The 21,970-nt window shown below is 68.4% G+C and carries 20 protein-coding genes and 1 pseudogene; 2 read left to right on the forward strand and 19 right to left on the reverse strand.

Features of this window, described 5'->3' with window-relative positions; all coding sequences use genetic code 11:
* Nucleotides 1–6: 6 nt before the first annotated feature.
* From FBY35_RS07535 to FBY35_RS07610, 17 genes are all read right to left on the reverse strand, one after another.
* Nucleotides 7–372, reverse strand: coding sequence for a hypothetical protein (locus tag FBY35_RS07535; protein WP_142213024.1), 366 nt, complete (start codon nt 370–372; stop codon nt 7–9).
* 287 nt (nt 373–659) lie between these two features.
* Nucleotides 660–1,478, reverse strand: coding sequence for a dimethylargininase (gene ddaH / locus FBY35_RS07540; protein ID WP_142213025.1), 819 nt, complete (start codon nt 1,476–1,478; stop codon nt 660–662).
* A gap of 41 nt (nt 1,479–1,519) precedes the next feature.
* Nucleotides 1,520–2,281 carry a phosphodiesterase gene (locus FBY35_RS07545; RefSeq protein ID WP_142213026.1) on the reverse strand — a complete coding sequence of 254 codons (762 nt, stop codon included), beginning with the start codon at nt 2,279–2,281 and terminating at the stop codon, nt 1,520–1,522.
* Nucleotides 2,278–3,240 carry an EamA/RhaT family transporter gene (locus FBY35_RS07550; protein ID WP_142213027.1) on the reverse strand — a complete coding sequence of 321 codons (963 nt, stop codon included), beginning with the start codon at nt 3,238–3,240 and terminating at the stop codon, nt 2,278–2,280. The genes FBY35_RS07545 and FBY35_RS07550 overlap by 4 nt, the downstream gene beginning before the upstream one ends.
* Nucleotides 3,227–4,486, reverse strand: a complete 1,260-nt coding sequence (locus FBY35_RS07555) for an ATP-grasp domain-containing protein (protein WP_142213028.1) — start codon at nt 4,484–4,486, stop codon at nt 3,227–3,229. Before FBY35_RS07555 ends, FBY35_RS07550 begins: the two co-directional genes overlap by 14 nt.
* 13 nt (nt 4,487–4,499) lie before the next feature.
* Nucleotides 4,500–6,188, reverse strand: coding sequence for a CTP synthase (locus FBY35_RS07560; protein WP_142213029.1), 1,689 nt, complete (start codon nt 6,186–6,188; stop codon nt 4,500–4,502).
* A 74-nt stretch (nt 6,189–6,262) separates the two neighbouring features.
* Entirely contained in the window at nt 6,263–7,636 is a 1,374-nt protein-coding gene (locus FBY35_RS07565) for a cation:proton antiporter (protein WP_142213030.1), read from the reverse strand.
* On the reverse strand, nt 7,623–8,153 hold the full coding sequence (locus FBY35_RS07570) for a dCTP deaminase domain-containing protein (protein WP_142213031.1): 531 nt from the start codon (nt 8,151–8,153) through the stop codon (nt 7,623–7,625). Before FBY35_RS07570 ends, FBY35_RS07565 begins: the two co-directional genes overlap by 14 nt.
* Entirely contained in the window at nt 8,150–8,707 is a 558-nt protein-coding gene (locus FBY35_RS07575) for a hypothetical protein (protein ID WP_142213032.1), read from the reverse strand. Before FBY35_RS07575 ends, FBY35_RS07570 begins: the two co-directional genes overlap by 4 nt.
* Nucleotides 8,708–8,709: 2 nt before the next feature.
* Nucleotides 8,710–9,795 carry a hypothetical protein gene (locus FBY35_RS07580; protein ID WP_142213033.1) on the reverse strand — a complete coding sequence of 362 codons (1,086 nt, stop codon included), beginning with the start codon at nt 9,793–9,795 and terminating at the stop codon, nt 8,710–8,712.
* 19 nt (nt 9,796–9,814) lie between these two features.
* A complete protein-coding gene (locus FBY35_RS07585; RefSeq protein ID WP_142213034.1) occupies nt 9,815–10,249 on the reverse strand; it encodes a type II toxin-antitoxin system RatA family toxin in 435 nt (144 codons plus the stop codon).
* 19 nt (nt 10,250–10,268) lie between these two features.
* The gene (locus FBY35_RS07590; protein ID WP_222123113.1) at nt 10,269–10,856 is read right to left on the reverse strand and encodes a DUF6031 family protein; all 588 of its coding nucleotides are present in this window, start codon (nt 10,854–10,856) and stop codon (nt 10,269–10,271) included.
* Nucleotides 10,853–11,959, reverse strand: coding sequence for a DUF6001 family protein (locus FBY35_RS36600; RefSeq protein ID WP_222123114.1), 1,107 nt, complete (start codon nt 11,957–11,959; stop codon nt 10,853–10,855). The genes FBY35_RS07590 and FBY35_RS36600 overlap by 4 nt, the downstream gene beginning before the upstream one ends.
* The gene (locus FBY35_RS36605) at nt 11,959–13,656 is read right to left on the reverse strand and encodes an alkaline phosphatase family protein (protein ID WP_222123115.1); all 1,698 of its coding nucleotides are present in this window, start codon (nt 13,654–13,656) and stop codon (nt 11,959–11,961) included. The genes FBY35_RS36600 and FBY35_RS36605 overlap by 1 nt, the downstream gene beginning before the upstream one ends.
* Nucleotides 13,653–14,435, reverse strand: a complete 783-nt coding sequence (locus FBY35_RS07600; protein WP_142213035.1) for an HAD-IIA family hydrolase — start codon at nt 14,433–14,435, stop codon at nt 13,653–13,655. Before FBY35_RS07600 ends, FBY35_RS36605 begins: the two co-directional genes overlap by 4 nt.
* 1 nt (nt 14,436) lies before the next feature.
* The gene (locus FBY35_RS07605) at nt 14,437–15,687 is read right to left on the reverse strand and encodes a hypothetical protein (RefSeq protein ID WP_260848553.1); all 1,251 of its coding nucleotides are present in this window, start codon (nt 15,685–15,687) and stop codon (nt 14,437–14,439) included.
* Nucleotides 15,688–15,689: 2 nt separating this feature from the next.
* Entirely contained in the window at nt 15,690–18,200 is a 2,511-nt protein-coding gene (locus FBY35_RS07610; protein ID WP_142213037.1) for a dCTP deaminase domain-containing protein, read from the reverse strand.
* Between the two features lie 544 nt (nt 18,201–18,744).
* Here FBY35_RS07610 and FBY35_RS07615 point away from each other — a divergent pair.
* On the forward strand, nt 18,745–19,755 hold the full coding sequence (locus tag FBY35_RS07615) for a LuxR C-terminal-related transcriptional regulator (RefSeq protein WP_142213038.1): 1,011 nt from the start codon (nt 18,745–18,747) through the stop codon (nt 19,753–19,755).
* Nucleotides 19,756–19,830: 75 nt separating this feature from the next.
* Here the strand turns inward: FBY35_RS07615 and FBY35_RS37985 are convergent.
* Together FBY35_RS37985 and FBY35_RS07625 are read right to left on the reverse strand one after the other, a co-directional pair.
* Nucleotides 19,831–20,033: pseudogene (locus tag FBY35_RS37985) on the reverse strand (helix-turn-helix domain-containing protein); the annotation flags it as partial.
* An 11-nt stretch (nt 20,034–20,044) separates the two neighbouring features.
* A complete protein-coding gene (locus FBY35_RS07625) occupies nt 20,045–20,836 on the reverse strand; it encodes a GntR family transcriptional regulator (protein ID WP_260848554.1) in 792 nt (263 codons plus the stop codon).
* A gap of 150 nt (nt 20,837–20,986) precedes the next feature.
* On the opposite strand from FBY35_RS07625, the gene FBY35_RS07630 reads away from it, so the two are divergent.
* Nucleotides 20,987–21,832 carry a (2Fe-2S)-binding protein gene (locus FBY35_RS07630; RefSeq protein WP_142213041.1) on the forward strand — a complete coding sequence of 282 codons (846 nt, stop codon included), beginning with the start codon at nt 20,987–20,989 and terminating at the stop codon, nt 21,830–21,832.
* The last annotated feature ends 138 nt before the right edge of the window (nt 21,833–21,970 follow it).

A 21,970-nucleotide genomic window follows, 5' to 3' on the forward strand; every position in this document is an offset into this window, starting at 1 on the left:
TCCGGATCACACCAGTCGGCCGAGGGCCCCGACCGGATTCATGACCAGCAGCACGACGACGACGGCTGCGGCGACCCAGAAGACGCCCATGCCCCGACGCCGCCGCGCCTGTCGCGGCTGATCGGGCCATGCCCTCCACGCCTCGGGCTCGGCCCGCGCCTCAGTCCTGCCCCTGCCCCGCTTCCCCAGCCCCCGCACCCTGCCCTGCCGCCGCGCGGCCTCCTCGTCCGCGCGCCGCAGCCGCTCGGCCACCATCCGCGCCCGCGCGGACGGCTCCTTGGGCGCATCGAGCCGCGCGGGTCCCTCGCTCTCGCGCTGGAACTCCTCCCACGCCTCGTCGGGTATGGACGACTCCGGCAGCTCCGCGGTCATGAATGGTCCCCCGTTCGAACGGACTTCACCAACGGCGGCACAGACTAAGGGCTGTCCCGCAATACCCGGCGGATGAGCGCGCGGCGTCAGATGCGGTGCATCGCAAGGCGGAGAGTCGTCCTCATACTGGGCGTATCCGGGCGATTCGACAACGCAGCGAGGTGCCGTAGCTGTCGTCGCGCGCCCGGCGGGTATTGCGGGACAGCCCTTAGTGCAGCCCTGGAGCTCCGCGCGGAGAGAGCGCGGGCAGGCCCGAAGTCCCGGGCATCAGCGACGGTCAGCAGCGACTATGCGCGGAGTTCCAAGGTGCAGCACTTGACGCTGCCACCTGCCTTGAGGAGTTCCGCGATGTCGACGCCGATCGGGTTGAAGCCGCGTTCCCTCAGTTCCTTGATCAGCCCTGAGGCGGCCTCCGGCAGCAGTACATTCAGGCCGTCGGAGAAGGCGTTGAGGCCAAAGGCCGCTGCATCGTGATCAGACGCCAGAATGGCATCCGGAAAAAGCTCACGGAGCACAGCCTGACTTCCCGGCGTGAAAGCATCCGGGTAATACATGATCTCCGTGTCGGTGAGAACCGACAGTGCCGTGTCCAGATGGTAGTGGTTGGGATTGACCAGGGTCAGGCCGACCACCGGGAGCCCGAAGAACTCCTGAGCCTCTGCGTGCGAACGGGAGTCGGTGCGAAACCCTGACCCTGCCAAGATGTGGCGCCCGACAGGGAGATAGTCGCCTTCCCCCTCATTGATGAACTCCGGCCACAGTACGTCCTCGTATCCGTTGTCGATGAACCAGTTGAGATAGGCGGGTCCTTCGGCCGTGCGCTCCATGTGCCGGAAACGGGCGCCCATGACCTTCCCGTCCACCACGGTGGCGCCATTCGCGGCGAAGACCATGTCAGGCAGACCCGGTATCGGTTCGATCACCTCGACCTTGTGCCCGAGGGAAAGATAGAGTTTGCGCAGTTGCTCCCACTGCCGCACGGCCAGTTCATTGTCAGTCGGTTTCTCCGGCCGCATCCAAGGATTGATCGAATATGTGACATCGAAGTACGAGGGGCGGCACATCAAGAGCTGACGGGGGTACGCTGTGCGGACTTTCTGGACCATTCTTTCTCCAACTGCTCGACGGTAGCTTCCGGATGATGCCTTCACTGTGGCAGGGTGCGAATATGGCTCGTCAGCCTGCCACCGTGGTGGATGTGAAAAGCCAGTGCAATCGGCGAATCCGTGCATGTCCAGGACTCTTCTGCATCGGCTTGCTCCCAGGGCAGCGCTGCCGTGGAGGCGATACCCGGCGCACACAGCAGAGGAAGCCCCGCGAACGTCGTGCCGGCGGCCGTGTGCGCATGGCCGCACAGCACTCCTGCCACGCGGGGGTGACGGCGCACGACCTGTTCCAGTCGATCGGCCTCCCGCAGCCGGATCGCGTCGATGTACGGGATACCGAGCTCCACGGGCGGATGGTGGAGAGCGATGAGGGCTGCTGTGCCCCGGGACTCGGCGAGGGTGGCGTCCAGCCAGTCGAGCGTCGACTCCTCAAGCCTTCCCTCCGGACGCCCGGGAATGGACGAGTCGCACATCAGCAGGTGTACGTCGCCGATGTGCCGGGCCTGATTCACCGGAGCGCTGCCCTTGCCCGGCTGACCGAGCAGGACGTCGCGGAATTCCTCCCGGACATCGTGGTTCCCCGGACACACCAGAACGGGGAAGTGCTCGTAGAGCGGGGCGAGGACCTCGCGGGCCTGGAGGTACTCCGCCTCCGTACCGCGGTCCGCGATGTCCCCTGTGATCACGACGGCATCAACCGTGCCCGGCAGCCCCGCCAGGTAGGACACCACGCGCCGGACCCGCTCCTCGCTTTCCCGGCTGCCGTCCAGATGCAGATCGCTGAGCTGCGCCAGAACCGTCATGTCAGCGCCTCTTCGGTCTCCGCCGGCTCTGCGGCATTCCGCCCGTCCCGCCACCGGGCCCACGTCCCGAGGAGCATCGCCGCGGACACCGCCGCGATACCGATGAGAGTGGCCTGCGACTGGTGCAGCCGCGGGTCGAAGAACTGTGCGACGTAGGTGATGACCAGGTTCGTTCCGAACAGCATCGAGACCGTGATCGGCTCCGTACGGACAATGCCCTGCTGGAGCAGGTACAGCGAAATGATCACGCCGACCGTACTGATGGCGAGGATCGCGCCCACATTGCCGGGCGAGTACGGCCCGAAGCTGTCCCGTGCCACCAGGATCACGAAGGTGGAGGCGATGAGCAGCACGAAACGCGATGCCATCATCTGCTGGACCGACATGCCTCCGTCGCTCAACCGCTTGGTGGAGTACGTGATCCCGGCCAGGGACGTCGCGGTCAGCACGCACGCGGCCAGGCCGAAGGCGATCTCCCCCGGCGGCACGTTGCCGATCGCGGACGATCCCTGCCATGCCATCGCCACGAGATAGCCCATGGCGGCCAGCATGATTGCCGCTGCGACCAGTTCGAGCGGCAGCGCCTTCGTACCGGGCCGCAGCTTGAAGCCGAGCAGGATGGTGATGCTGGGCACCAGGCCGAGGATCACCGAGTTCGCCATGGCCGGCTCGAAGACCGTGAAGGCGTACAGCACCGCGATCCAGCAGACGGCCGTCGAGATGTTGAGCGCCACGACATCGGTCAGCAGGCGTCGAACGACCGACGTGAGCGCCTTCTTGTCGCGGCAGGTGAAGAAATAGAAGGCCTGGGCGATGACGAAGGAGTTGAACGCGATGAACTCCGGCGACAGGTGCTGGACCAGCGAGCCCTCGAACACCGACTTGGTGGAGTTGATGACGCAATAGCCGAGGACGAGCAGCGGTCCGGCCAGGGCCAGGCGACGGCTAGGCGATGTCATAGAAACCCTCGCCGTCCAGGTAACGGGCCGTCATGTAGTCGTGCGTCACAATGCCTTCGACCTCGTGCAGCAGATGGACCAGCATCGGGTACGTCATGTCGTTGGTCGTCCGGGAGATCTCCCCGCCCGGGGTCACCTTCAGCAGCACGTCGTGGTAGCTCTCCAGGGCCTGCAACTCGGCCAGCTTCGGGAACTCGACGAGCTTCCCACCGGCGGGCGAGACCATGTTGACGCAGACCGCGTGCCGCGCCACCTCGTAGCCGGTCTCCCAACGCGCCAGGAACTCCCCGGGGTTCACAAAGGCGGACACCGTCCATTCCAGCTGGCTCTCTCCGATGGCCGCCCGCGTGAGCAGTGGCAGCATCGCGCCGCAGACCCGGGCACCCGTCTCTACCAGCCTGGGCCCCTCGGGAGTCAGCTTGACCTCGGTGTGGGCGGCGCCGTTGCGTATCCCCAGCGCGTCCAGCACGGCAAAGGCGTACTCAGCCAGCAGGTCCTGTTCCGGACCCTGGCGGACCATCAGTTGCGAGCCGCCCAGGAGGTCACGCACACCGTTGACACCCAGGTGCTGCGTCTTCCAGACGTCGCAGACGTGGTGCTTCCCGTCCATGCTGACGGTGTTGACGTAGTACTCCGCGCCGACCAGGTACTCCTGGGCGACCACCGCCTCGTCGCTCAGTCCGAGGGCGCTCTCCCGGCCCATCAGCGACTCGAACGCGGCACGGACCTCATCGGCGGTGTCGCAGAAGGACACCCCGTCGTTCAGGGCACTGCGGACCGGCTTGAGCACAACGCGCCGGTCGGTATCCCCGTACCACGTGAGGAGCGCGTCCAGGTCGGTCGCGAGGATCTGGTCCGCTGCCGGCACCCCGGCCGCCCGGACCGTCTCCACCATGCGGAACTTGTCGCGCCGGGCGCCGCTCAGCGCGGTTCCGTTGGTGCGCAGTCCGAGCGCCTCGCTCAGTACGTCGGCCAGCTCGACCCCGATCTCGGCGCCGGCCAGCAGCGCGGTCGGCGCATATGGCTCGATGGCGGCCAGGGTCCGGGCGGTGTCGCCCTGGTGGACGACCGTACCGATGAAGTCCCCGGGTACGAAGGTCGCGGCGAAGACAGCGGGCGTCTCCTGCCGGCTCTGGACATGGAGGCAGTCGTAGCCCTGCGCACGGAACAGGGGGGCGAGATGACTCGCGGACGAATAGGCGTCGACGATGGCGACGACTGGGCGATGGTCAGGCGTACTGCTCACTTGGTCTCTTTCTCTACGGCACGAGGACGGCGTCGGGGACGTCACGAGGAACCGGGACGGATGTGATCCGCTCGACGGCGGCCTTGACCAGGCCGGCGAAGAGGGGGTGGGGGCGGGTCGGGCGTGAGCGCAGTTCGGGGTGGGCCTGGGTGGCGACCAGGTAGGGGTGCACCTCGCGCGGGTACTCGACGTATTCGACGAGCTTGTTGTCGGGGGACGTGCCCGAGAAGAGGATGCCCGCCTTCTTCTCCAGCTCCGTGCGGTAGGCGTTGTTCACCTCGTAGCGGTGGCGGTGGCGCTCCTCGACGTAGGGCTGGTCGCCGTAGACCTCGCGGACGATCGAGCCCTCGGCGAGCTTCGCCGGGTACAGACCGAGGCGCATCGTTCCGCCGAGGTCGCCCGCACCCTCCACATACGCCAGCTGCTCCTCCATGGTGGAGATCACCGGGTGGGCGGTGGCGGCATCGAACTCGGTGGAGTTGGCCTCGGGGATCTCGGCCAGGTTGCGCGCGGCCTCGATCACGATGCACTGCAGGCCCAGGCACAGGCCGAGCAGCGGGATCCTGTTCTCGCGGGCGTAGGTGATCGCGCCCACCTTCCCGTTCACACCACGGTCGCCGAAGCCGCCGGGGATGAGGATCGCGTCGACGTCACCGAGCTGCCTGGCGGCGCCGGCCGGGGTCTTGCAGTCGTCGGAGGTGACCCACTTGACCGTGACACGGGCCCTGTTGGCGAAACCGCCGGCGCGCAGCGCCTCGGTCACCGAGAGATAGGCGTCGGGGAGGTCGATGTACTTGCCGACCAGCGCGACCGTGACCTCGTGGTCGGGGTTGTGCACCCGGTCCAGCAGGTCGTCCCAGACGGTCCAGTCGACATCGCGGAACGGCAGGTCCAGCTTGCGTACGACATAGGCGTCCAGGCCCTCGGTGTGCAGCACCTTGGGGATGTCGTAGATCGACTTGGCGTCGATCGCCGCGACCACGGCCGCCTCGTCCACGTCACACATCAGCGAGATCTTGCGCTTGATCGCGACCGGCACATCGCGGTCCGCTCGCAGCACGATCGCGTCTGGCTGAATACCGATGTTCCGCAGGGCGGCGACGGAGTGCTGGGTCGGCTTGGTCTTGAGCTCGCCGGACGGGCCGATGTAGGGCAGAAGCGAGATGTGCACCACGAAGACGTTGTCCCGGCCGACCTCGTGGCGTACCTGCCGCACGGTCTCCAGGAACGGCAGCGACTCGATGTCGCCCACCGTGCCGCCCACCTCGGTGATGACGACATCGACGTCGTCGGCGGCCATCCGCCGGATCCGGTGCTTGATCTCGTTGGTGATGTGCGGGATGACCTGGACGGTGTCGCCCAGGTACTCACCACGCCGCTCCTTGGCGATGACCTGGGAGTAGACCTGCCCCGTGGTGACGTTGGCCGAGCCGTCGAGGTCGACGTCGAGGAACCGCTCGTAATGGCCGATGTCCAGGTCGGTCTCGGCGCCGTCGTTGGTGACGAACACCTCGCCGTGCTGGAAGGGGTTCATCGTGCCCGGGTCGACGTTCAGATACGGGTCGAGCTTCTGCATGGTGACCCGCAGGCCCCGCGCCTTGAGCAGCGCGCCCAGGCTGGAAGCCGTAAGGCCCTTGCCGAGGGAGGAGGCGACACCCCCGGTGACGAAGATGTGCTTGGTCGTCATGGATTTGGGCGGCATCGCCAAGAGGGGGCTCCCGTGGTCGCGAGGTGAGGTGAAGGAAGAAGTGGTCGGTGCTCAGGTGCGGGCGTCTCTCAGCGCGCGACGGCCCGCGAGGACTGCGCCGTGCCAGGCTCCGCGTCCGGCTTTCCGTTCTGCCGGAGCTGCGGCAACGCCCTTTCGGCGCCCCTCTCCAACGTCCCGCGGGCGACGGCCCGTTCGAGCCACCAGCCGGCGATCTGCGAGGTGACGACGGCGGTGAGCACCAGCGTCGTGAACATCGACTCGTTGACGATCCCCGCGTCGAAGGAAACCGTCGCCAGCACGATGCCCGGACCACCGCGCGCGTTCATCGCCACGGCGAGATTCACGGACTGGGGCACCGGCCATTGCGTCATCCGGGCGCCCGCGTAGACGCTGGCCGCCTTCGCCACACAGGCAACTGTGATGAAGCCGAGTGCGAACCACGGGGCGAAGGAGTGCACCAGGTCGAGCCGAAGGCCGACCACGGCGAAGTAGACGGGGACAAAGAATCCCGACGCGAAGCCGCGCATGACCTTGAGGGACTCCGAGTCAGGCAGCCTGCCTCTCAGTCCGGACATGAGACCCACGACGAATGCGCCGAAGATCGGGGCGACGCCGAGGAAGATGCAGCCGCCGGCCACCGCCAGAACGACGGTCATGCGGACCGCCACCTGGCCGAGCGGACGGTCGGCACCGGCCGCCGTCGCAGCCGCGGCCCGGCGGCGGAACATCAGGCCGCCCAGTGCCATCAGCCCGAAGAAGGCGACGGACGCGAGGGAATGGTACGCGGCGGAGGCGTGCGCCGACTCGACTCCGAGCAGCGACGCCAGGCCGAAGGGGTTGTCCTTGCTGCCCGCCACCATCCCCAGAGCCACGGAGATGAGGACGTTGAGGACGATGTCCTCCACAACCGCCACAGAGAGAACCACTCGGGCGAACCGGGTCCTGATGATCCCGATGTCAAGCATGATGCGCGAGATCACCGGAATACTGGTGACCGCGACGGCGCAGGCGATGATCAGGGTCAGCGCGGTGACGTTGCCGGCCGGGCCCACGACGTCCGAGGTGTCGATCACCTTGACCATCAGCAGGCCGAGCCCGAAGGGAACGGCCATGCCGACGGCCGCGATCACCGCGACCGTACGGCCGTCCTTCCGGGAGAAGACCGTACGCATCTCGACGCCCGCCATGAACATCAGCAGCAGCATGCCGAGCTGGTAGACGAGCGCGAGCCCCGAGGCCACAACACCTTCCTTGGGGAAGAGCCATGCCTGCGCCTCGGGCCACAACTGCCCCAGCAGCGTGGGCCCGAGAAGCAGCCCGCCGATGATCTCTCCGATGACCGGGGGCTGACGGAAACGCGCGAAGAGGCGCCCGATCAGATGGGATGCCGACAACAGCAACGCCAACGCGGCCAGTACCCGGAAGAGTTCAGTTTGCGACACGCGGATCTTCCATGCTGAGGCGCGAGGCCACTGCCGACGACGAGCCCGTGTACTTGCCGTCGTACCCGACGGCTTCGCCCTGCATGGACCAGAAGGCGAGCTTGCCGATCATCATGCCGGGATACACCCGTACCGGATGGGCGACCTTCATCTCAAGCGTCCAGGGGAAGACCGCGCCGCTGTGCCCAAGCGGGGCGGAGAACTGGATCCAGATGCCCAGGGTCGACGCCGACCGGCAGGCGTAGAGCGTGGCAGCATAGTTCGGGCTGCCCATGGCCTCCATGGTGCCGCCGAGGTAGAAGCGGCCCGGTTCGAGCACCATGCCCGCGGGGCCCATTTTCACGTGTTCGGCCTTCGGCGGCTCGAAGCAGTCGATGACGTCCTGCTCGTACCAGAGAATGTCCTCGGCCAGCCGGAACCCGTAGCTGTTGGGTTCGATGCGCTCCGGGTCGAAGTCGTCGATGTGGATACGTCCCGCCCGCACTTCGGACAGGATTTCCGGGCCGCTCAGAATCACAGCCAGCTCCCCAGTATCTCGTGGACGGCGGTGCGGTACTCGTCGAGTCCCGCACCGTTGTCGATCACTGCGTCCGGCTCGATCAGGTCGATCTGCCGGGTCGAGCCGTCGGCCCGGGACGGGTCGCCGCGCCCGGCGAGCCGCTTCTGGCGCAGCTCTTCGTCGCAGGTGATGCGCAGCACGCGGAATCCGTGCTCGCGCAGTGCCGGCGCGTCGACGTGCGGGTCGCGGAGGTCGTCGTTCACGACCAGGTCCGCGTCCACTTCGGAGAGCCGGGCGACGAAGTCGTCGGCGATGGACTCGGGCCGGATGCGGCGCATTGCGTCGGCGAGGGCCTCCATAAGGATCTGGTCCTGGGCGCCCGCGTTCAGCGTGGCCCCCGCCGTTCGGTAGACCTCGGCCTGGAGGTCGTACAGAGGCTTGGCGAGCTTCACCCGTGCGTGACTCAGGCCCTTGTCGCGGGCGAACTCCTCGATGAGGGTCGCGCAGGTGGACTTGCCGGCGCCGGCAAGGCCGACGATGGACACACGCAGCGTGTCGTGAGTCTCGGGCATGGTCAACTCGCCTTCGTGGTGGAGGAGTTCGTCGCGGCGGTGCGGCCGAGCACGGCATCGGGGTCGATGTCGAGCGTGCCGCGCAGGCGAACCATGTCCACGGACCCCAGCGCCGTACGCAGTTTGGCGAGCGAGCGGTAGAACTCCGCGTAGTCGGGCACGAGGTGGGACTGCCAGGTGAAGAAGGTCGTGTCGACCTGACGGTCCACGATCTTGTTCAGGTGGGCCCAGCGCTCGTTCTCCTCGGTCAGGTGCCAGGTGGTGAGCGGCTCTCCCGGCTTCACCTCGGGCAGCAGCAGCGCGGCCAGCGGCTGGGGCTCGGCGGAGAACTCCACTCCGAGCCAGGATTCGAAGATGTCCGGGTCCATGAGGATCTTGTGTCCGGGCTCGTACGAGTCGATCGCCGCGTCGACGCCTTCGCGGACCAGCTCTTCCAGGCGCGCGTCGCCCCTGATGGTCCCGACACCCACATACGGGTAGTCGCGCCACGGGTGCACCATGATCCGGCCGTCTTCCAGCGTGCAGAAGAGCTTGTCGCCCGTGAAGTACTTCCAGCCCGGCCGGCGCAGCGCCGAGAGCAGCGTGGTGGTCTTGCCCGCGCCCTTGGCGCCCGCGATGATCACGGCTTCGCCGTCACGGTGCAGACCGGAGGCATGCAGCACGACGGTGCCCCGGTCCTCCTCGTGCCGGATGACGAGATCCCGTACGAAGTCCAGGATCTGGACCGTGGATGCCTCGGTGATGCGGATGAGGAAGGTGTTGTCCTTCGCCGCGTCGACGGGCGCGTCCAGCAGGGTCCCGCGGTTGACGTAGAGCTTGCGTCCGCCCTCGCCCACGACGTGGGCGTCGAAGTTGAATTCGGCGGCGTTGCTGCGCCGGATGACCGACTCGGGCAGCTCCCAGACCTCGGGGTCGACATCCGTATCCGGGTCGTACGAGCGGACCGCGATGCGGAACGTCGGCTCGTGCAGCCCGCTCTTTGAAATCAGGTGCCGGAAGAAGTGCCGCACAGGTGCGAAAACGCCCTCCGCGTCGTCCGCGACATCGAAGCGTACGGTCGTGTGCAGGAAGTTCAGGTACTCGATCATTTAAGGTGACTTTCCGTCCTCACGTGGTGTCGGCCGTGACGGCCCGGAGCAGCGCATCGACGTGGGCCTGGAACGACTGGGCCCAGATGGGCTCCAGGAGCGGTGCCAGGCCGTCGATGCCGAGTTCGAAGGCGATGGAGAGGGCGAGCCGCGAGCCGCCGGGCGCGGAGTCCACCGACCACTCGCCGGTCAGCTCTTCCAAGTCACCGCTCACCTGCTCGAAGCGCAGCCGGGGCCCCTCCTCCGCGAACTCCCGCTGAACCCAGGACACTTCGCTGCCGTTGAGCAGCACGGTCCACGCCGTGGTGCGGTATTGCCTGCTCTCCGAGGGCACCGTCCGTACGTCGACCACGTGCCCGGCGCGCGACGCGATCCCCTCGCCGTCCTTGACGAGGGACCACAACTCCTCGGGCGTCAGGCCCTCGGTCACTGCTTCCGCCTGAATCTCAGGCATCTTGATCACACCTCTCTGGTCAGGCGGCCTTCATGAACGGCGCCAGGAAGCCGATGTCGAGACCGGCCGCCCGGGCGAGCCGGGCCCAGACCCGGAGGGTCCGCAGCATGTCCCGCTGCCCCTCGGCGACGAGCCGGTCGGGCAGTTCGCCCGGGAACGCCTCCAGCAGCCGCTCCCACAGGACGTAGATCTCCTCCACCCGGCAGGAGTCGCCGCCGAATTCCTCGTCCAGGCCGAACACGTCGACCAGCTCGGGACCAGAAGCGTCGACCACCTCGTGCATCCCGTACTCCAGCGCGAGCGCGAGGCAGTGGACATCGTCCGCGGGGGCCCGGCCGGCCAGGCGCTGGTCGATGTCGAGGAACTGCTCCAGAAGGCGAAGCTTGGCCGCCTGCTGCATCTGGGGCTGCTCGGTGCCGCCCTCCAGGTCCTCGATGTACGCGCGCCCCTCGGCGAGCATCAGCCAGGCGGCCTGTACCCATGCCTCGACGGCCTGCGGTCCCGGCAGGGCGTGTCCGCCCCGTACCGAGGGGAAGGCTGTGAGCCGCTCTGCGAGCCGTACGCCGCCGGCGCTCATGTTCCGCTCCTGATTCGCATCCGGCGTCATGCCGTCGCCTCCTCTTCGCCGTAGCCGATACGCAGGCGGGCCGCGCCCGCCCGCAGGGCCCGCAGCAGCGAGGCCGCCTCGGACGATCCGAGACCGGTGATGTCGTCCAGGCCGACGGCCCGTGCCGTGAGCGGCAGTTCGCCCGTCCCGGGCAGCACTACACCGCCCCCGGGGGCCACCAGCAGCGACGCTCCGGGCAGGAACGGCTGCATGGATCCGGTCATCTCTGCCCGTACGGAGACCGACCCGGCGGTGCCGCTGGCCCGTACGACGTCCAGCGCGAGCGCCACGTATGCCTGCGCCATCGGCTGGTCCGCGGCCGACGCGTCGAGCGTGTCGGCGATGCCCTTGCGCAGCCGCTCCACGTCGGCGGCGACAGCCTGCACGCGCTCGTCGCGCCAGCTTCCCTCGGCGACGAGACGGGTCCAGCGCAGGACGTACCACTTCCGGGTGGTGTAGACGTCACCATGGTGGGAGAGCAGGGCGTCCATCAGATGCAGCAGGACGTTGTACGCGTACCCGACCCGGCCCCGGGTCTCGCCCGCCGCCTCGGCCAGCGCGGTGTGCACGACCTGTTCGAGCGCGGTCTGCAGTGAGGCGCGGGCCCACACCGTGCCGAGCGCGGGCAGCCACTCCACGTAGGGGGCGGTGCCGTCCAGGGAGATGCCGTTGACGATGCGCTCGGTCTGCTTGCGGCGCGGCTCGCGTTGCTTGTCCCAGGAGCGGAAGCCCGCCACCGTGGCATCGGGGGCGAGGGCGGCGAGCCGGTTCAGCTCGTCCAGGTTGGAAGCGAGTTCGGTGCGGCTGAACGAGACGACCTCCAGGTGATGGCCCTCCTCGAAGATCTTGGTGGAGATCCTGGGGCCCTCGATCTCTTCCTCCTGGATCCGGATGAAGTCGAGGTCGCTGGTCGCGTTGGCCAGCCCGTGCACGGGGGAACTTGTCAGCAGCAGCTGGCCCTCGCCCACCTGTTCGCGCATGATCCCGGCCAGCCAGGCGGGGTCGAGCGAGCGACCTGCGAGGAACGCGGAGACGCTGGCGTGACGGCGTGAGGTCAGTTCCTCCGGGGGCAGGTCATGGAGAAATCCGGATGTCATACCCATCAGGGACATCTTTCGTCGGTCGGTTCGGAAGCGATTGATTGGGGACCGGCCGTCGCGGCCGGTTCCGCGCCCAGCTGTCGCAGGACGAGCCGGGCGGGCAGCGTGTTGTCGACGACGCCCCGGTCGCCGCCGGCAGCGATGCCCGGCCCGACGGCGAGATGGATGGCGTGCAGCCTGGCGTCACCGGTGCTGACCACATGTGCCCCGGTCTTGAGCACGCGCCGGGTCACCGGCCCCTCGTCCGGGCCAAGCACACCGGCGGCCGGCTGGTAGTCGTCGGCGAGCACGACGTACGCCACCGTGGGGTCGCCGCCCCCGGCGGGCAGCGGTGCGCCGTCCGCGTCGATGAATCCTGCGACCACCGGGTGCCCTGTCTCCGGGTCGGTGATGGCGCGCAGCGCCTTCTGTGCTCGTTCCATGGCGTCGTGCGCCCGGCCGGGGTCTGCGGCCAGGTCCGTGGTCCACAGCGACCCGTTGTTGGCCGGGTGGTAGAAGACCTCCGAGCGGTACGGGTCCAGCGCGCCGTCGGCGGTCAGCACCGCGAGGCCTTCCCGTACCAACTGTTCGTTGAGGTGGACCAGATGGGTACTGCCGACCATGCCGTGGTCCGCACCGAGCACCACCGTGTCGCCGGGATCCGCGCGGTCCAGCACGCGGCCGAGGATGTCGTCGGACCACTGGTAGCAGCGGCGGAGGTACGACCAGACGGCATCGGCGATGTCGGGGCGGTGGACGCCGCTCTTCTCGTCGCACCAGCCCAGCAGTTCATGCCCGATGTCGTCGGTCATCGGCAGGTAGACGACCACCAGATCCGCGTCGTGCTCCTTCAGTACGGCGTCCGCCGCCGCGCCGAACGACTGCGCGACACACCCCACCGAGGAGAGGAGAACCTCCTCGGCCGAGCCGTCGCCGCCCTCGGCCAGCCGGCGGCCGAAAGTCCCGACCCGGTACAGCGGGCCGACGCCTTCGCCTGCGAAGGGCGGGAGCCCGCGCAGTCGGCCGACGAGCGCTCGATTGCTCCCGCCGGTCCGCGCCGCCCACACACCCGTGTGAACCAGCAGCAGCCGTTCGGGCGTGCGGACGCAGGCGACCCACGTCCCGTGTCCATCGTCGTCCAGTGGCAGCTGCTGCCAGCCACCGCCGGCCACCAGCAGCACGTCATGCTGTGCGCCGCTGCGAACCCGGACCCGGCCATCGGCCCAGACCTCGGCGTCGACTTCGTACGCGCCGATCGCCCAGCGGTGCGCTCCGATGCCGGAGGCGATTTCCCGTACCGAATGGCGGATCAGCCGTCGGCTGTAGGCCTCCACCGCCCCGTCGATGTGCGGACCGAGCGCGCCCGCCTCGTCGAAGACCCACGGAGTGTGCACGAACGCGCTGCGCAGATCGCTTTCGGAGAGGGTCTCCCACACCGGCGGCACGGCCGGAAAGCCGGGCGAGAAGCCGCTGACATGGCTGGCAATCCCCTCGCCCGCACCGGGCACCGTGTACCCGGTGACCCCGTGTTCGCTCGGCCAGGTACCCGTGAAGAGCGTCGCCAGCGAGGGCGGGGTCTGGCAGTTGGGCCGGGCCGGGCGGGCCGCCGCGATCGTGCCGCGCTCGCGCATGGCACTGACGGCGGGCAGTGCGCCCTCCCGCTCCAGCTTGTCCACGACCCAGTGCGCCCCGGCGTCCCAGACCACCCAGTAGACCGTCACCGCGCCATCAACTTCCCGATGAGCAGGGGCAGTTCACCGATCGAATCAATTTCGTGGTCCGCCTGACCGGTAAGGCCCTCGCCCTGCTGGTCGGCGTATTTGCCCGTCCGCACCTGCACGGTCCGCAGACCCGCCGTGCGCCCGCCGGCGATGTCCGTGGTCGCGTCGTCCCCGACCACCACGCACTCGGCGGCCGTGACCGACAAGGATCCCGCCGCCAGCTCGAAGAAGTCGGTCGCGGGCTTGCCGAGTACCCGGGCGGTGACGCCCGCCGCGTACTCGATCGCCGCGACCACGGCGCCGGTGTCCAGATGGTCACCGTCCGCACGTTTGAAGTAGCGTCCGCGCTGCATCGCGAGGAGCACCGCCCCGTCCCGGACCGCCCGGAACGCACCGTCGAGCGCCGCGTAGTCCAGCGTGTCCCGGCAGTCGCCGATGAGGACATGGCTGTACGGAGGCTCGTGTACCAGGTTCCCCAGCTCGCTGCGCAGCGCCGCCGATACCAGTGGATAGGCGCGGGCACCCGCGGCGGCGAGCAGTTGCTGCGCCGCAACCACCGGTGTGAACAGCTCGTCCGGGCGCACCATGAGCCCGTACTCCACCAGCTCGGCCCGGACCTGGGCGACGGGCTTGGAGTCGGTGTTGGTCAAGAAACGTAGTCCCACGCCCAGTTCACGAAGGCCGGCCAATGCTCCCGCAGCGCCCTCGATCGCCCTGCCGTCCGCGTAGAGGGTGCCTTCGAGGTCGAGCAGGATCCCGCGCACCGGTGCGCCCGCCATCTCAGTTCACCACCCGGGCCAGCTCGGGGCGGGCCGAAACGGCGTCCTTGAGAAACGTCCGCTTCGAGTAGAAGCCCCGCTTGTCGTTGAGGCCGTGGTCGCGCAGGAACGCCTGCAGCCACGCCACGATCTCGGCCATCTCCTCCAGCACGGTTGCCTCGTCGGGCTCCACGGCGGTGCGGCTGCGCAGGTACTCCAACTCGCACTGGTTGAGGGTGACCTCGCGGGCCTCGACGAGGCTGCAGTGGTCGAAGAAGATCCCGTACACGTGCCCGGTACGTACCGATTCGAAGTTGATGTCGTAGCGGACCCTGCGGAAGGAGGGCAGCCGGACGGCCTCCACCTTCAGCTCCTCGCTGATGTACCGCTCGAACCCGCCGTCGTCCGCGAGGTCGAGACCGTACGTGTGGCTCTCGCGGCGCTCGAATGCGTCCTCCGCGTACCACTTGCGCTTGAGCAGGTGTTTGCCGTCGGTGGTGGGGATGAACGAGGCGTAGCCACGCTCGGCGGCGGCGGGGCCCGTCACCTCGAAGAGGTGGTTGAGATAGTCCCAGGCCTGGAATTCGTCCCGGTACTCCATGACGTAGCCGGGCAGGCTGCCGTCCAGCATGCTCCGGTACAGCTCGACCGTCAGGGTCCAGGTGTCGACCGGCGGCGTGAGCGTGTACTTGTACTCGAGTTCCTTGCCCGCGAAACACTTGCGGTAGTACCGCTGGTGGTTGTTGAGGAAGAGGAACTGCTCCGCGTGGCGGCGTACCGCTTCGGGCAGCCAGCCGAGCTTCTCCACATCGTGGGCTGTGACCGGCTCCGGCGTGATCCGGATGAAGCAGGCATCTTCGGCCAGGAAGCGGATCTGACTGTAGATGTGCGTCTCGGCGCCCTCGGTGCTCAGGTAGAAGAGCGGGACCAGCGGTCCGCCGGTCCGCCGGCCGTCTGTGACGGCGGACATCGCGTCCAGCACGGCCCTGCCGGGCAGCATGCCGGGGAACAGCTCGGTGCCCTGCGCCTTGGCGGAGTGCTCGCGCGATCCCTCGGCGGTGCGGGCCCGCAGCTCGACGGTGCCCACCTCGTCCCAGCGCAGCACGATGGTGTTGCTGGGGACGGTCTGCTCCAGCGGGGCGTCCAGCGGTACGAGGACGATCGGCTCGCAGTCAGACAGGGGCCGGGTGCCGTTGAGCAGATGAAGTCCCCCCAGGGCCAGCCAGGCGCTTCGGGCGCCTTCGCCGGCGGTGTCCAGGTCGGTGCTGCTCACGGTCATTCTCCCTTGAGGCCGGTCATCGCGACCGTGCCATTGCTGATCACTGCTTCTTTTCCGGTGACGCCGGGGGCGGCGACCGCAGGAACCCCCGCCTCCCGCAGCAGAATTGCCAGGTGGCCGAGGGCCGAGCCCTGGTCGAAGACAAACCCCGCGACGTACTCGATCAGGACGGAAAGGACGGCGTACGGGCGTGACGCGACGACCACGGGCTTCTTTGGGGATGCCTTGACGAGGTCGATGATCTTCGCCAGACCCTCGTGCTCGCTGACGTCCTGGGACTTGTCGATGCTCACGGCCGGGCCGATCGACAGGCGGCGCAGCAGGGCGTCGTCGTCCAGGCGCAGCAGCGGTCCACGTGCGGTACCGGGCGAAATACAGACCTCGCCGTGGGCCACGGAGACCGTGTCCGCGCCGCCGAGCACCGAGTAGTCGACGAAGTAGAGCTTGCCGCCGTCGAAGACCCATTCCAGGGTCACCGGGCCGTGCTTGTCGTGCATGGCGGAGGTGAACCGGGCGATCTCGTCGAGGTGCGGGACCAGGGTGGCGCCGCCGTCCGGGACGGTCGTGTTGCCCGGGGCGTCGAATCCGAGGGACACATCAGACACCACAATCGCTTCGCCACCGGCTGTGCCACGGTTGAGTGCCATCAGGCCCTCATCCGTGAACTCGACGACGAGGCCGTCACCCGCCGTGCGGGAGATGACGCCGAGTTCGCCACGAATGAAGTCCCGTACGACGACCGCGTGCAGAACCGAACCATCTGCGGTGGCACCGGCGGTGACTGCCAGTTGGTTCAGTACTTCTTCCTTGGGAACGACGATCTGGCGCAGAGTGTCGCCGAAGTCGAGCACGCATTCGCCCGTGCCGCCGGCGAGCCTCTCGCGCAGCCCCGCGGCGGTGCGGGCGTCGTGCAGGCCGCGGCCGTTGAACTGGACGATCCAGCCGGCACCGACAGAGACGCCGTTGTCGCGCGCCATCCGGTGCGCAGGACCCCGCTTGGCGACGTAGCCGCTGTAGACGGCCGCGACCTCACCGAGTTGGAAGGTGGCCGGCAGCTCGTCGAAGTACAGGCCGTACGCCTCAACTACGGGCTCCTGCGAACTGCGGGGCACGTTCCGGGCTGCGGTGAGCGGGCGCACCTGGATCAGATGGACACCTTCGGCGTCTGCCGCCCACTCGACGTCAACGTCGTGGCCGCGCTGCTCGCGCAGCTTCCGGACCATCGTGACGACCTCGTCGAGCACCTGGCGCTCGACGGCGTCCGCCGTGTTTTGGGGGGCCGTACGAGCAGCCAGCTCGCTGGAGTCCGCGCGCTTCGGCACGGCCACGCCCGCCACCAGCTCGTCGGCGAGGCCTTCGACGTACTCGACGACGACGCGGTCGTCCTGGGCACCGTCGAGGCCGGTGAACGCCACACCGGCCAGCGCGGGCCGCACCAGGCGCTGGACGATCACGGCGAGGCGCGGCATCGGGTCGAAGTTGGCCGCCCTGACCCGGGCTGCGACGGCCGGGGCCTCGTAGTACGAGCGCCAGCACTGCTCAATGGCAGCGATTGTCGCCTCCGCGCCGCGGACGCCCAGGATCGACTGGTGCACACCGGCGAGGCTGGAGCCATCGGTGTCCTCGTCCAAGCCCGAGGAGCGGACAGCGAGTTCCACGTTCTCGGGATCCTTGAAGATCTCGTTCAGACGGGCCGTGAGCAGGGTGCGCGCCACCTCGGGAAGGACTATCTGGTCCCCGATTTTCTGGATCCGGGCCACGGAATCCGTGAAGAACGCGCCTACGGTCGCCTTGAGATCGCCGAAGGCGTCGGTGAGCGCGGCACCTTGTTCCTCGGTCAGCGCGTCGGCGAACTCTCCGGCGGGAACCGAGAAAGCGGTCGGCACCCGGAAGTCGTGGCTGGATTCGGAAAGCTCGGCGAACTTCGGGCCGACCTCGGACACCTCGAGACTGGCACCGAGTCCGGGGAAGCGCTGCCGGGCGAACTGCTTGTCGAAGTCGACGTGGATGTCGCTGGAGCGAGGCCCGACCGAGCCCTGATATTTTCCGTCGTAGAGGACGATCTCGCCCTGCGGTCGCCACCACATCATCTGGCCGATATTGATTCCCGGATACACGCGCACCCGGTTCATGCTGTAGAGCTGAAGCGTCCACTGTCCGGTGTAGCCGATGTCGCCGAGGCTCGCGGAGAGGTTGATGAACAGTCCGAGTCGGGCCACAGAGGAGCGCGCTGCGAACGTGGGCGCGTAGTGCTCGCTCCCCAGGACTTCGATGGTGTGGGCCAGGTACAGCCGACCGGGCTCCAGGATGTAACCATCGTCCGGGATCTCGATTTCCTCGAAGTCATTGGTGCTCCGCGCGTCGAGCGGCATGTCCTGATAGACGCGCAGAGTCTTTCCGAGGCGGAAGTTGTAGCTGTTGGGGTTGACTTGTTCCGGCGTGAAGGGATCGATCGTTATCCGACCGTTCGCGCGTTCGCGCTCGATCTCGGTCCCAGTGAGAATCATGGGGTCACCTTTTCGCTTGTTCCCGTATCGGGAAGCGCCGCCGGAGCGACGGTTGGCCGGCCTCTGCAGAACACCCGGAGAATCAGGGAAAGGCGGTAGCGGCCGATCGTGAAGAGAATGAGGGCGTCGGCGGCGTCACTCAGGGGAGAGGGAATTTCCGCCGCGCAGGCCTGGACGGGGGAAGGATGTGACCGGCAGATCGGGCGCTCAGCCCCAGCCGGTGTCTCTCTGCGACGCATCGGCAACTGCGCTGCGGCCCCAACCGGTGTCCTCCTGCGCAGAGGCTAACCCGGCGAGTCCGAGTGCCAGAGCCAGAACCCATCCGACAACGAGCGCCTTGTCAAAACGCCTCATGGGTCACCTTCACCTTTACGTCGATCCGTGTTCATCGATCTCTCACTGAGGCTCCCTTGCGTCAACGAGGTCGAGATGCATCAACATGCCAGAAGCGGCAGGTGTATTGGAGGTTTAGGGTGATCATGAAGTGGCATGGCAGCAAGCTGAGTGCCATCCATATCGGTGCGAAAGGTGCAGGGATACCCAATTGAACGAGGAAGCGATCACCCGAGAGGTGCTTCAGTGGGTGTATGGATATGCGCTCGAACGTGGCCTGGATCACGGTGCCCGCCCCGTCGAGGTCGCGGCCGCCCTCGGCTTCCCCCTCGCCGACGCCCAGGCTGCCGTGGAGCAGCTGCTCGACCTCGGGCTGCTGCGCGGCAGCCCCGACCTGAATGTTGCAGCGTCGCCGGACGAGGCTGCGTCGAGGGTCATCAGCCCCTTGGAGCGCGAGATGCGTGCCAGGAGTGCCCTGATCGAGGAGAAAAGGCGCCGGCTGATGTCCTTCATGCCGGTCTTCGAGGCGAGCAAGGCCGCGAGCGAGAAGCAGAGCCCGGTCGAGGTCATCGACGATCTTTCCGACGTCCGTGCGGTGATCGCGGAACTGGCCGCCGGCTGCCAGGACGAGATTCTCACTGCGCAGCCCGGCGGCGGGCGCGAGGAGGACATCCTGGAGGAAGCGGCGCCCCGCGACGAGGCGGCCCTCAAGAAGGGGGTCCGCATGCGCACCCTCTACCAGCACACGGCCCGCTTCAGCCAGGGCACCTGTGTTTACGTCGAGCGTGTGGCGCGCCTGGGCGCTCAAGTGCGCACCCTCGACGACCACTTCACACGAGTGCTGATCTTCGACCGCAGGTCCGCGCTGATCGAGGTCCCCGACAACTCGGATGCCGCTGCTTTGATCCGGGACCCCCATGTCGTGTCCTTCATCGCCGAGACGTTCGAGAGGCTCTGGCTCGCCGCCGAACCGTTCTCGACCGCCGCCGGCACGCGCGTGGAGATAGCGGACGACCTGAAGCAGGCCATTGTCCGGCTGCTCATGGAGGGCATGACGGACGCTTCCATCGCCTCCCGCCTGGGCCTGTCGGTCCGCACCTGCCGCCGCCACATCGCGGACACGATGGCCGAACTGGGTGCCCAAAGCCGCTTCCAGGCGGGCTACATGCTGGCCGCCCGCACGTCCCGCTCCGCTCCTTTCCCGCCCGACCGCCGTGGGTAGGGCCTGGACCGCACGGGCGGGGGCCCTCCTCAGCAACGCGTTGCGCGGCTCAGGTGACCTTGTAGTGCTTCGTTACCTCTGCCGATCTCGGCGCACGGCAGCTCGCCGCTGGGCCTGATACGGGTGGTACTTGCCTGTGCGCGGTCGCGGTTGCGGCGTACCTCCCGGCTGATCGTGGCGGGGTCACGGCCCAGCTCGCGGGCGATCGCGCGTATGGACTTCTTGGCCCGCAGGAGGTCGGCGATGGTGATCCGCTCGTCCGCCGACAGATACCGCGGCGAGACGGCCGTCAGGCCTCCGCGCCGGTGAAGTGCTCCCGCACCAGCGACTGCACCACCGTCAGGTCCTGGGCGACCAGGGCCTCCAGCAGTGCCATGTGTTCCGCCGCGTCCGCCACCAGGTCGGCGCGGCGGGTGACCGGGGCGCTTGTCAGGGGCCATTGGGAGCGCCGGTGGAGGTCGTCCGCGACCATCACCAGTTGCTGGTTGCCCGACAGGGCGAGTACCGCGCGGTGGAAGGCGCGGTCCGTCTCCGCGTAGGCCGCGCGGTCGCCCGTCGCCGCCGCGGCCGCCGTCGCGTCGGCCAGGGGGCGCAGCGCCGACCAGCGGGCGGCCGGGATCGTGCGGGCCAGGCGGAGCATGACCGGGATTTCGATCAGGGCGCGGACCTCGGCGAGTTCGGCCAGTTCGCGGGCGCTGCGGACGGTGACGCGGAAGCCGCGATTGGGGACGACCTCGACCGCGCCCTCGGTGGCGAGCTGCTGCATCGCCTCGCGTACTGGGGTCGCCGAGACGCCGAAGCGTTCGCCGAGGACGGGCGCGGAGTAGACCTCGCCGGGGGCCAGCTCACCGTCGACGAGGGCCGTGCGCAGGGCTTCGAGGATCTGGCCGCGGACCGAGTGGCGCTGGACCGTGCGGGGTGCCGTGTCCGGCGAGAGGGACTCGCTGTGGGTGTGTTCGCCGCGGGCCTGTTCCGGGATGCGGGGGCGGGCAGGAGGAGAGTCCGCCGGACCTGCCTGTTCGGGGACGTACGCGGACGCGAAAAGCGGCGTCGCGGCGTCGCCCGCTCGGGCCTGCTCCACTCGGCTCCTCCTCCGGACGGCGGTCCGGGCCGCTCGCGTACGCGGGGGCCCTTTGTGCACCATAGGCGGACAGAGCGACAGTTCAAACACCGATCACGTCGGGTAAGGTAAGGCTAACCTGCTAACGATCGTGATTCGGTGGTCCCCGGCATGACCGTTCCCGCCCTGACGCCCGCCCTTGCCTCGCCCGTCCAGGACGCCTACGCGCGCCTGGCCGAGGTCTTCTCCGGGCTCCGGATCCGGGAGCTCACGGACGGCGAGCGGGCCCCCGTCGGCGCCGGCTGGGTGGGTGCCGCGGAACTCGCAGCCGGCGGGCCCGCCCTCGACGCCTTTCTCGCCTGGGACAACGCACAGATCCTGCGGGATTACGGACAGCAGGCCCGGCCCGACGTCATCGCCGGCCTCGGCCTGCACCGCTACGCCTGGCCCGCCTGTCTGCTGATCACGGTCCCCTGGTTTCTCCACCGCCGCGTGCCCCGGCTGCCCGTCGAGGACGTCGCCTTCCATCGGACGCTCGGCCGTATGACGGTCCGCGTGAGGGAATTCACCTGCCTGCCGGGCGACCGGGCCGGGCAGTTGCCCGGCGCCCGCGTCGTGCCGGACGAGGAGGCACTGCGCGCCGCGGTGCGTGACGCCGTCGCCGAGCACGTCGGTCCCGTACTGGACGGCTTCGCTCCGCGGATGCGCCGCGGCCGGCGTGCGCTGTGGGGCATGGCGACCGACGAGGTCGTCGAGGGCCTGTGGCACGTCGGGCATCTGCTCGGCGAGGAGCAGCGCGCGACGGCGGAGCTGGAGCGGTTGCTGCCGGGCACCACCAAGCCGTACGTGGGGACCGCCGGCTTCCGTGGGCTCACGGGCCCGGGCGGCGAGGTGCTGCCGACCCGCGACCGGGCCGGCTGCTGCCTCTTCTACACGCTGCGGCCGGAGGACACCTGCGTCACCTGTCCGCGCACCTGCGACGCGGACCGCGTGAACCGGCTGCGGCCGGGCCTCTGACCTCTCGCACGCCGGTTGACACGCCACCCGACCGGGTGAGGTAAATCGAACCAACTTCCTTTACTCGTACGGCGGTTCGAGGGAATCACCCCTATCTGTATGCCACAGCGCCCCATTGGCGTTCTCTTGCCCCGAAAC

The organism is Streptomyces sp. SLBN-118, from assembly GCF_006715635.1.
Classification (GTDB): Bacteria; Actinomycetota; Actinomycetes; order Streptomycetales; family Streptomycetaceae; genus Streptomyces.

Bases quoted from the DNA above. Each gene is read 5' to 3' on its own strand.
- FBY35_RS07535 (WP_142213024.1), bottom strand. From the start codon at position 372: ATGACCGCGGAGCTGCCGGAGTCGTCCATACCCGACGAGGCGTGGGAG.
- ddaH (WP_142213025.1), bottom strand. From the start codon at position 1,478: ATGGTCCAGAAAGTCCGCACAGCGTACCCCCGTCAGCTCTTGATGTGC.
- FBY35_RS07545 (WP_142213026.1), bottom strand. From the start codon at position 2,281: ATGACGGTTCTGGCGCAGCTCAGCGATCTGCATCTGGACGGCAGCCGG.
- FBY35_RS07550 (WP_142213027.1), bottom strand. From the start codon at position 3,240: ATGACATCGCCTAGCCGTCGCCTGGCCCTGGCCGGACCGCTGCTCGTC.
- FBY35_RS07560 (WP_142213029.1), bottom strand. From the start codon at position 6,188: ATGCCGCCCAAATCCATGACGACCAAGCACATCTTCGTCACCGGGGGT.
- FBY35_RS07575 (WP_142213032.1), bottom strand. From the start codon at position 8,707: ATGCCCGAGACTCACGACACGCTGCGTGTGTCCATCGTCGGCCTTGCC.
- FBY35_RS07580 (WP_142213033.1), bottom strand. From the start codon at position 9,795: ATGATCGAGTACCTGAACTTCCTGCACACGACCGTACGCTTCGATGTC.
- FBY35_RS07585 (WP_142213034.1), bottom strand. From the start codon at position 10,249: ATGCCTGAGATTCAGGCGGAAGCAGTGACCGAGGGCCTGACGCCCGAG.
- FBY35_RS07590 (WP_222123113.1), bottom strand. From the start codon at position 10,856: ATGACGCCGGATGCGAATCAGGAGCGGAACATGAGCGCCGGCGGCGTA.
- FBY35_RS36600 (WP_222123114.1), bottom strand. From the start codon at position 11,959: ATGGGTATGACATCCGGATTTCTCCATGACCTGCCCCCGGAGGAACTG.
- FBY35_RS07600 (WP_142213035.1), bottom strand. From the start codon at position 14,435: ATGGCGGGCGCACCGGTGCGCGGGATCCTGCTCGACCTCGAAGGCACC.
- FBY35_RS07610 (WP_142213037.1), bottom strand. From the start codon at position 18,200: ATGATTCTCACTGGGACCGAGATCGAGCGCGAACGCGCGAACGGTCGG.
- FBY35_RS07630 (WP_142213041.1), top strand. From the start codon at position 20,987: ATGACCGTTCCCGCCCTGACGCCCGCCCTTGCCTCGCCCGTCCAGGAC.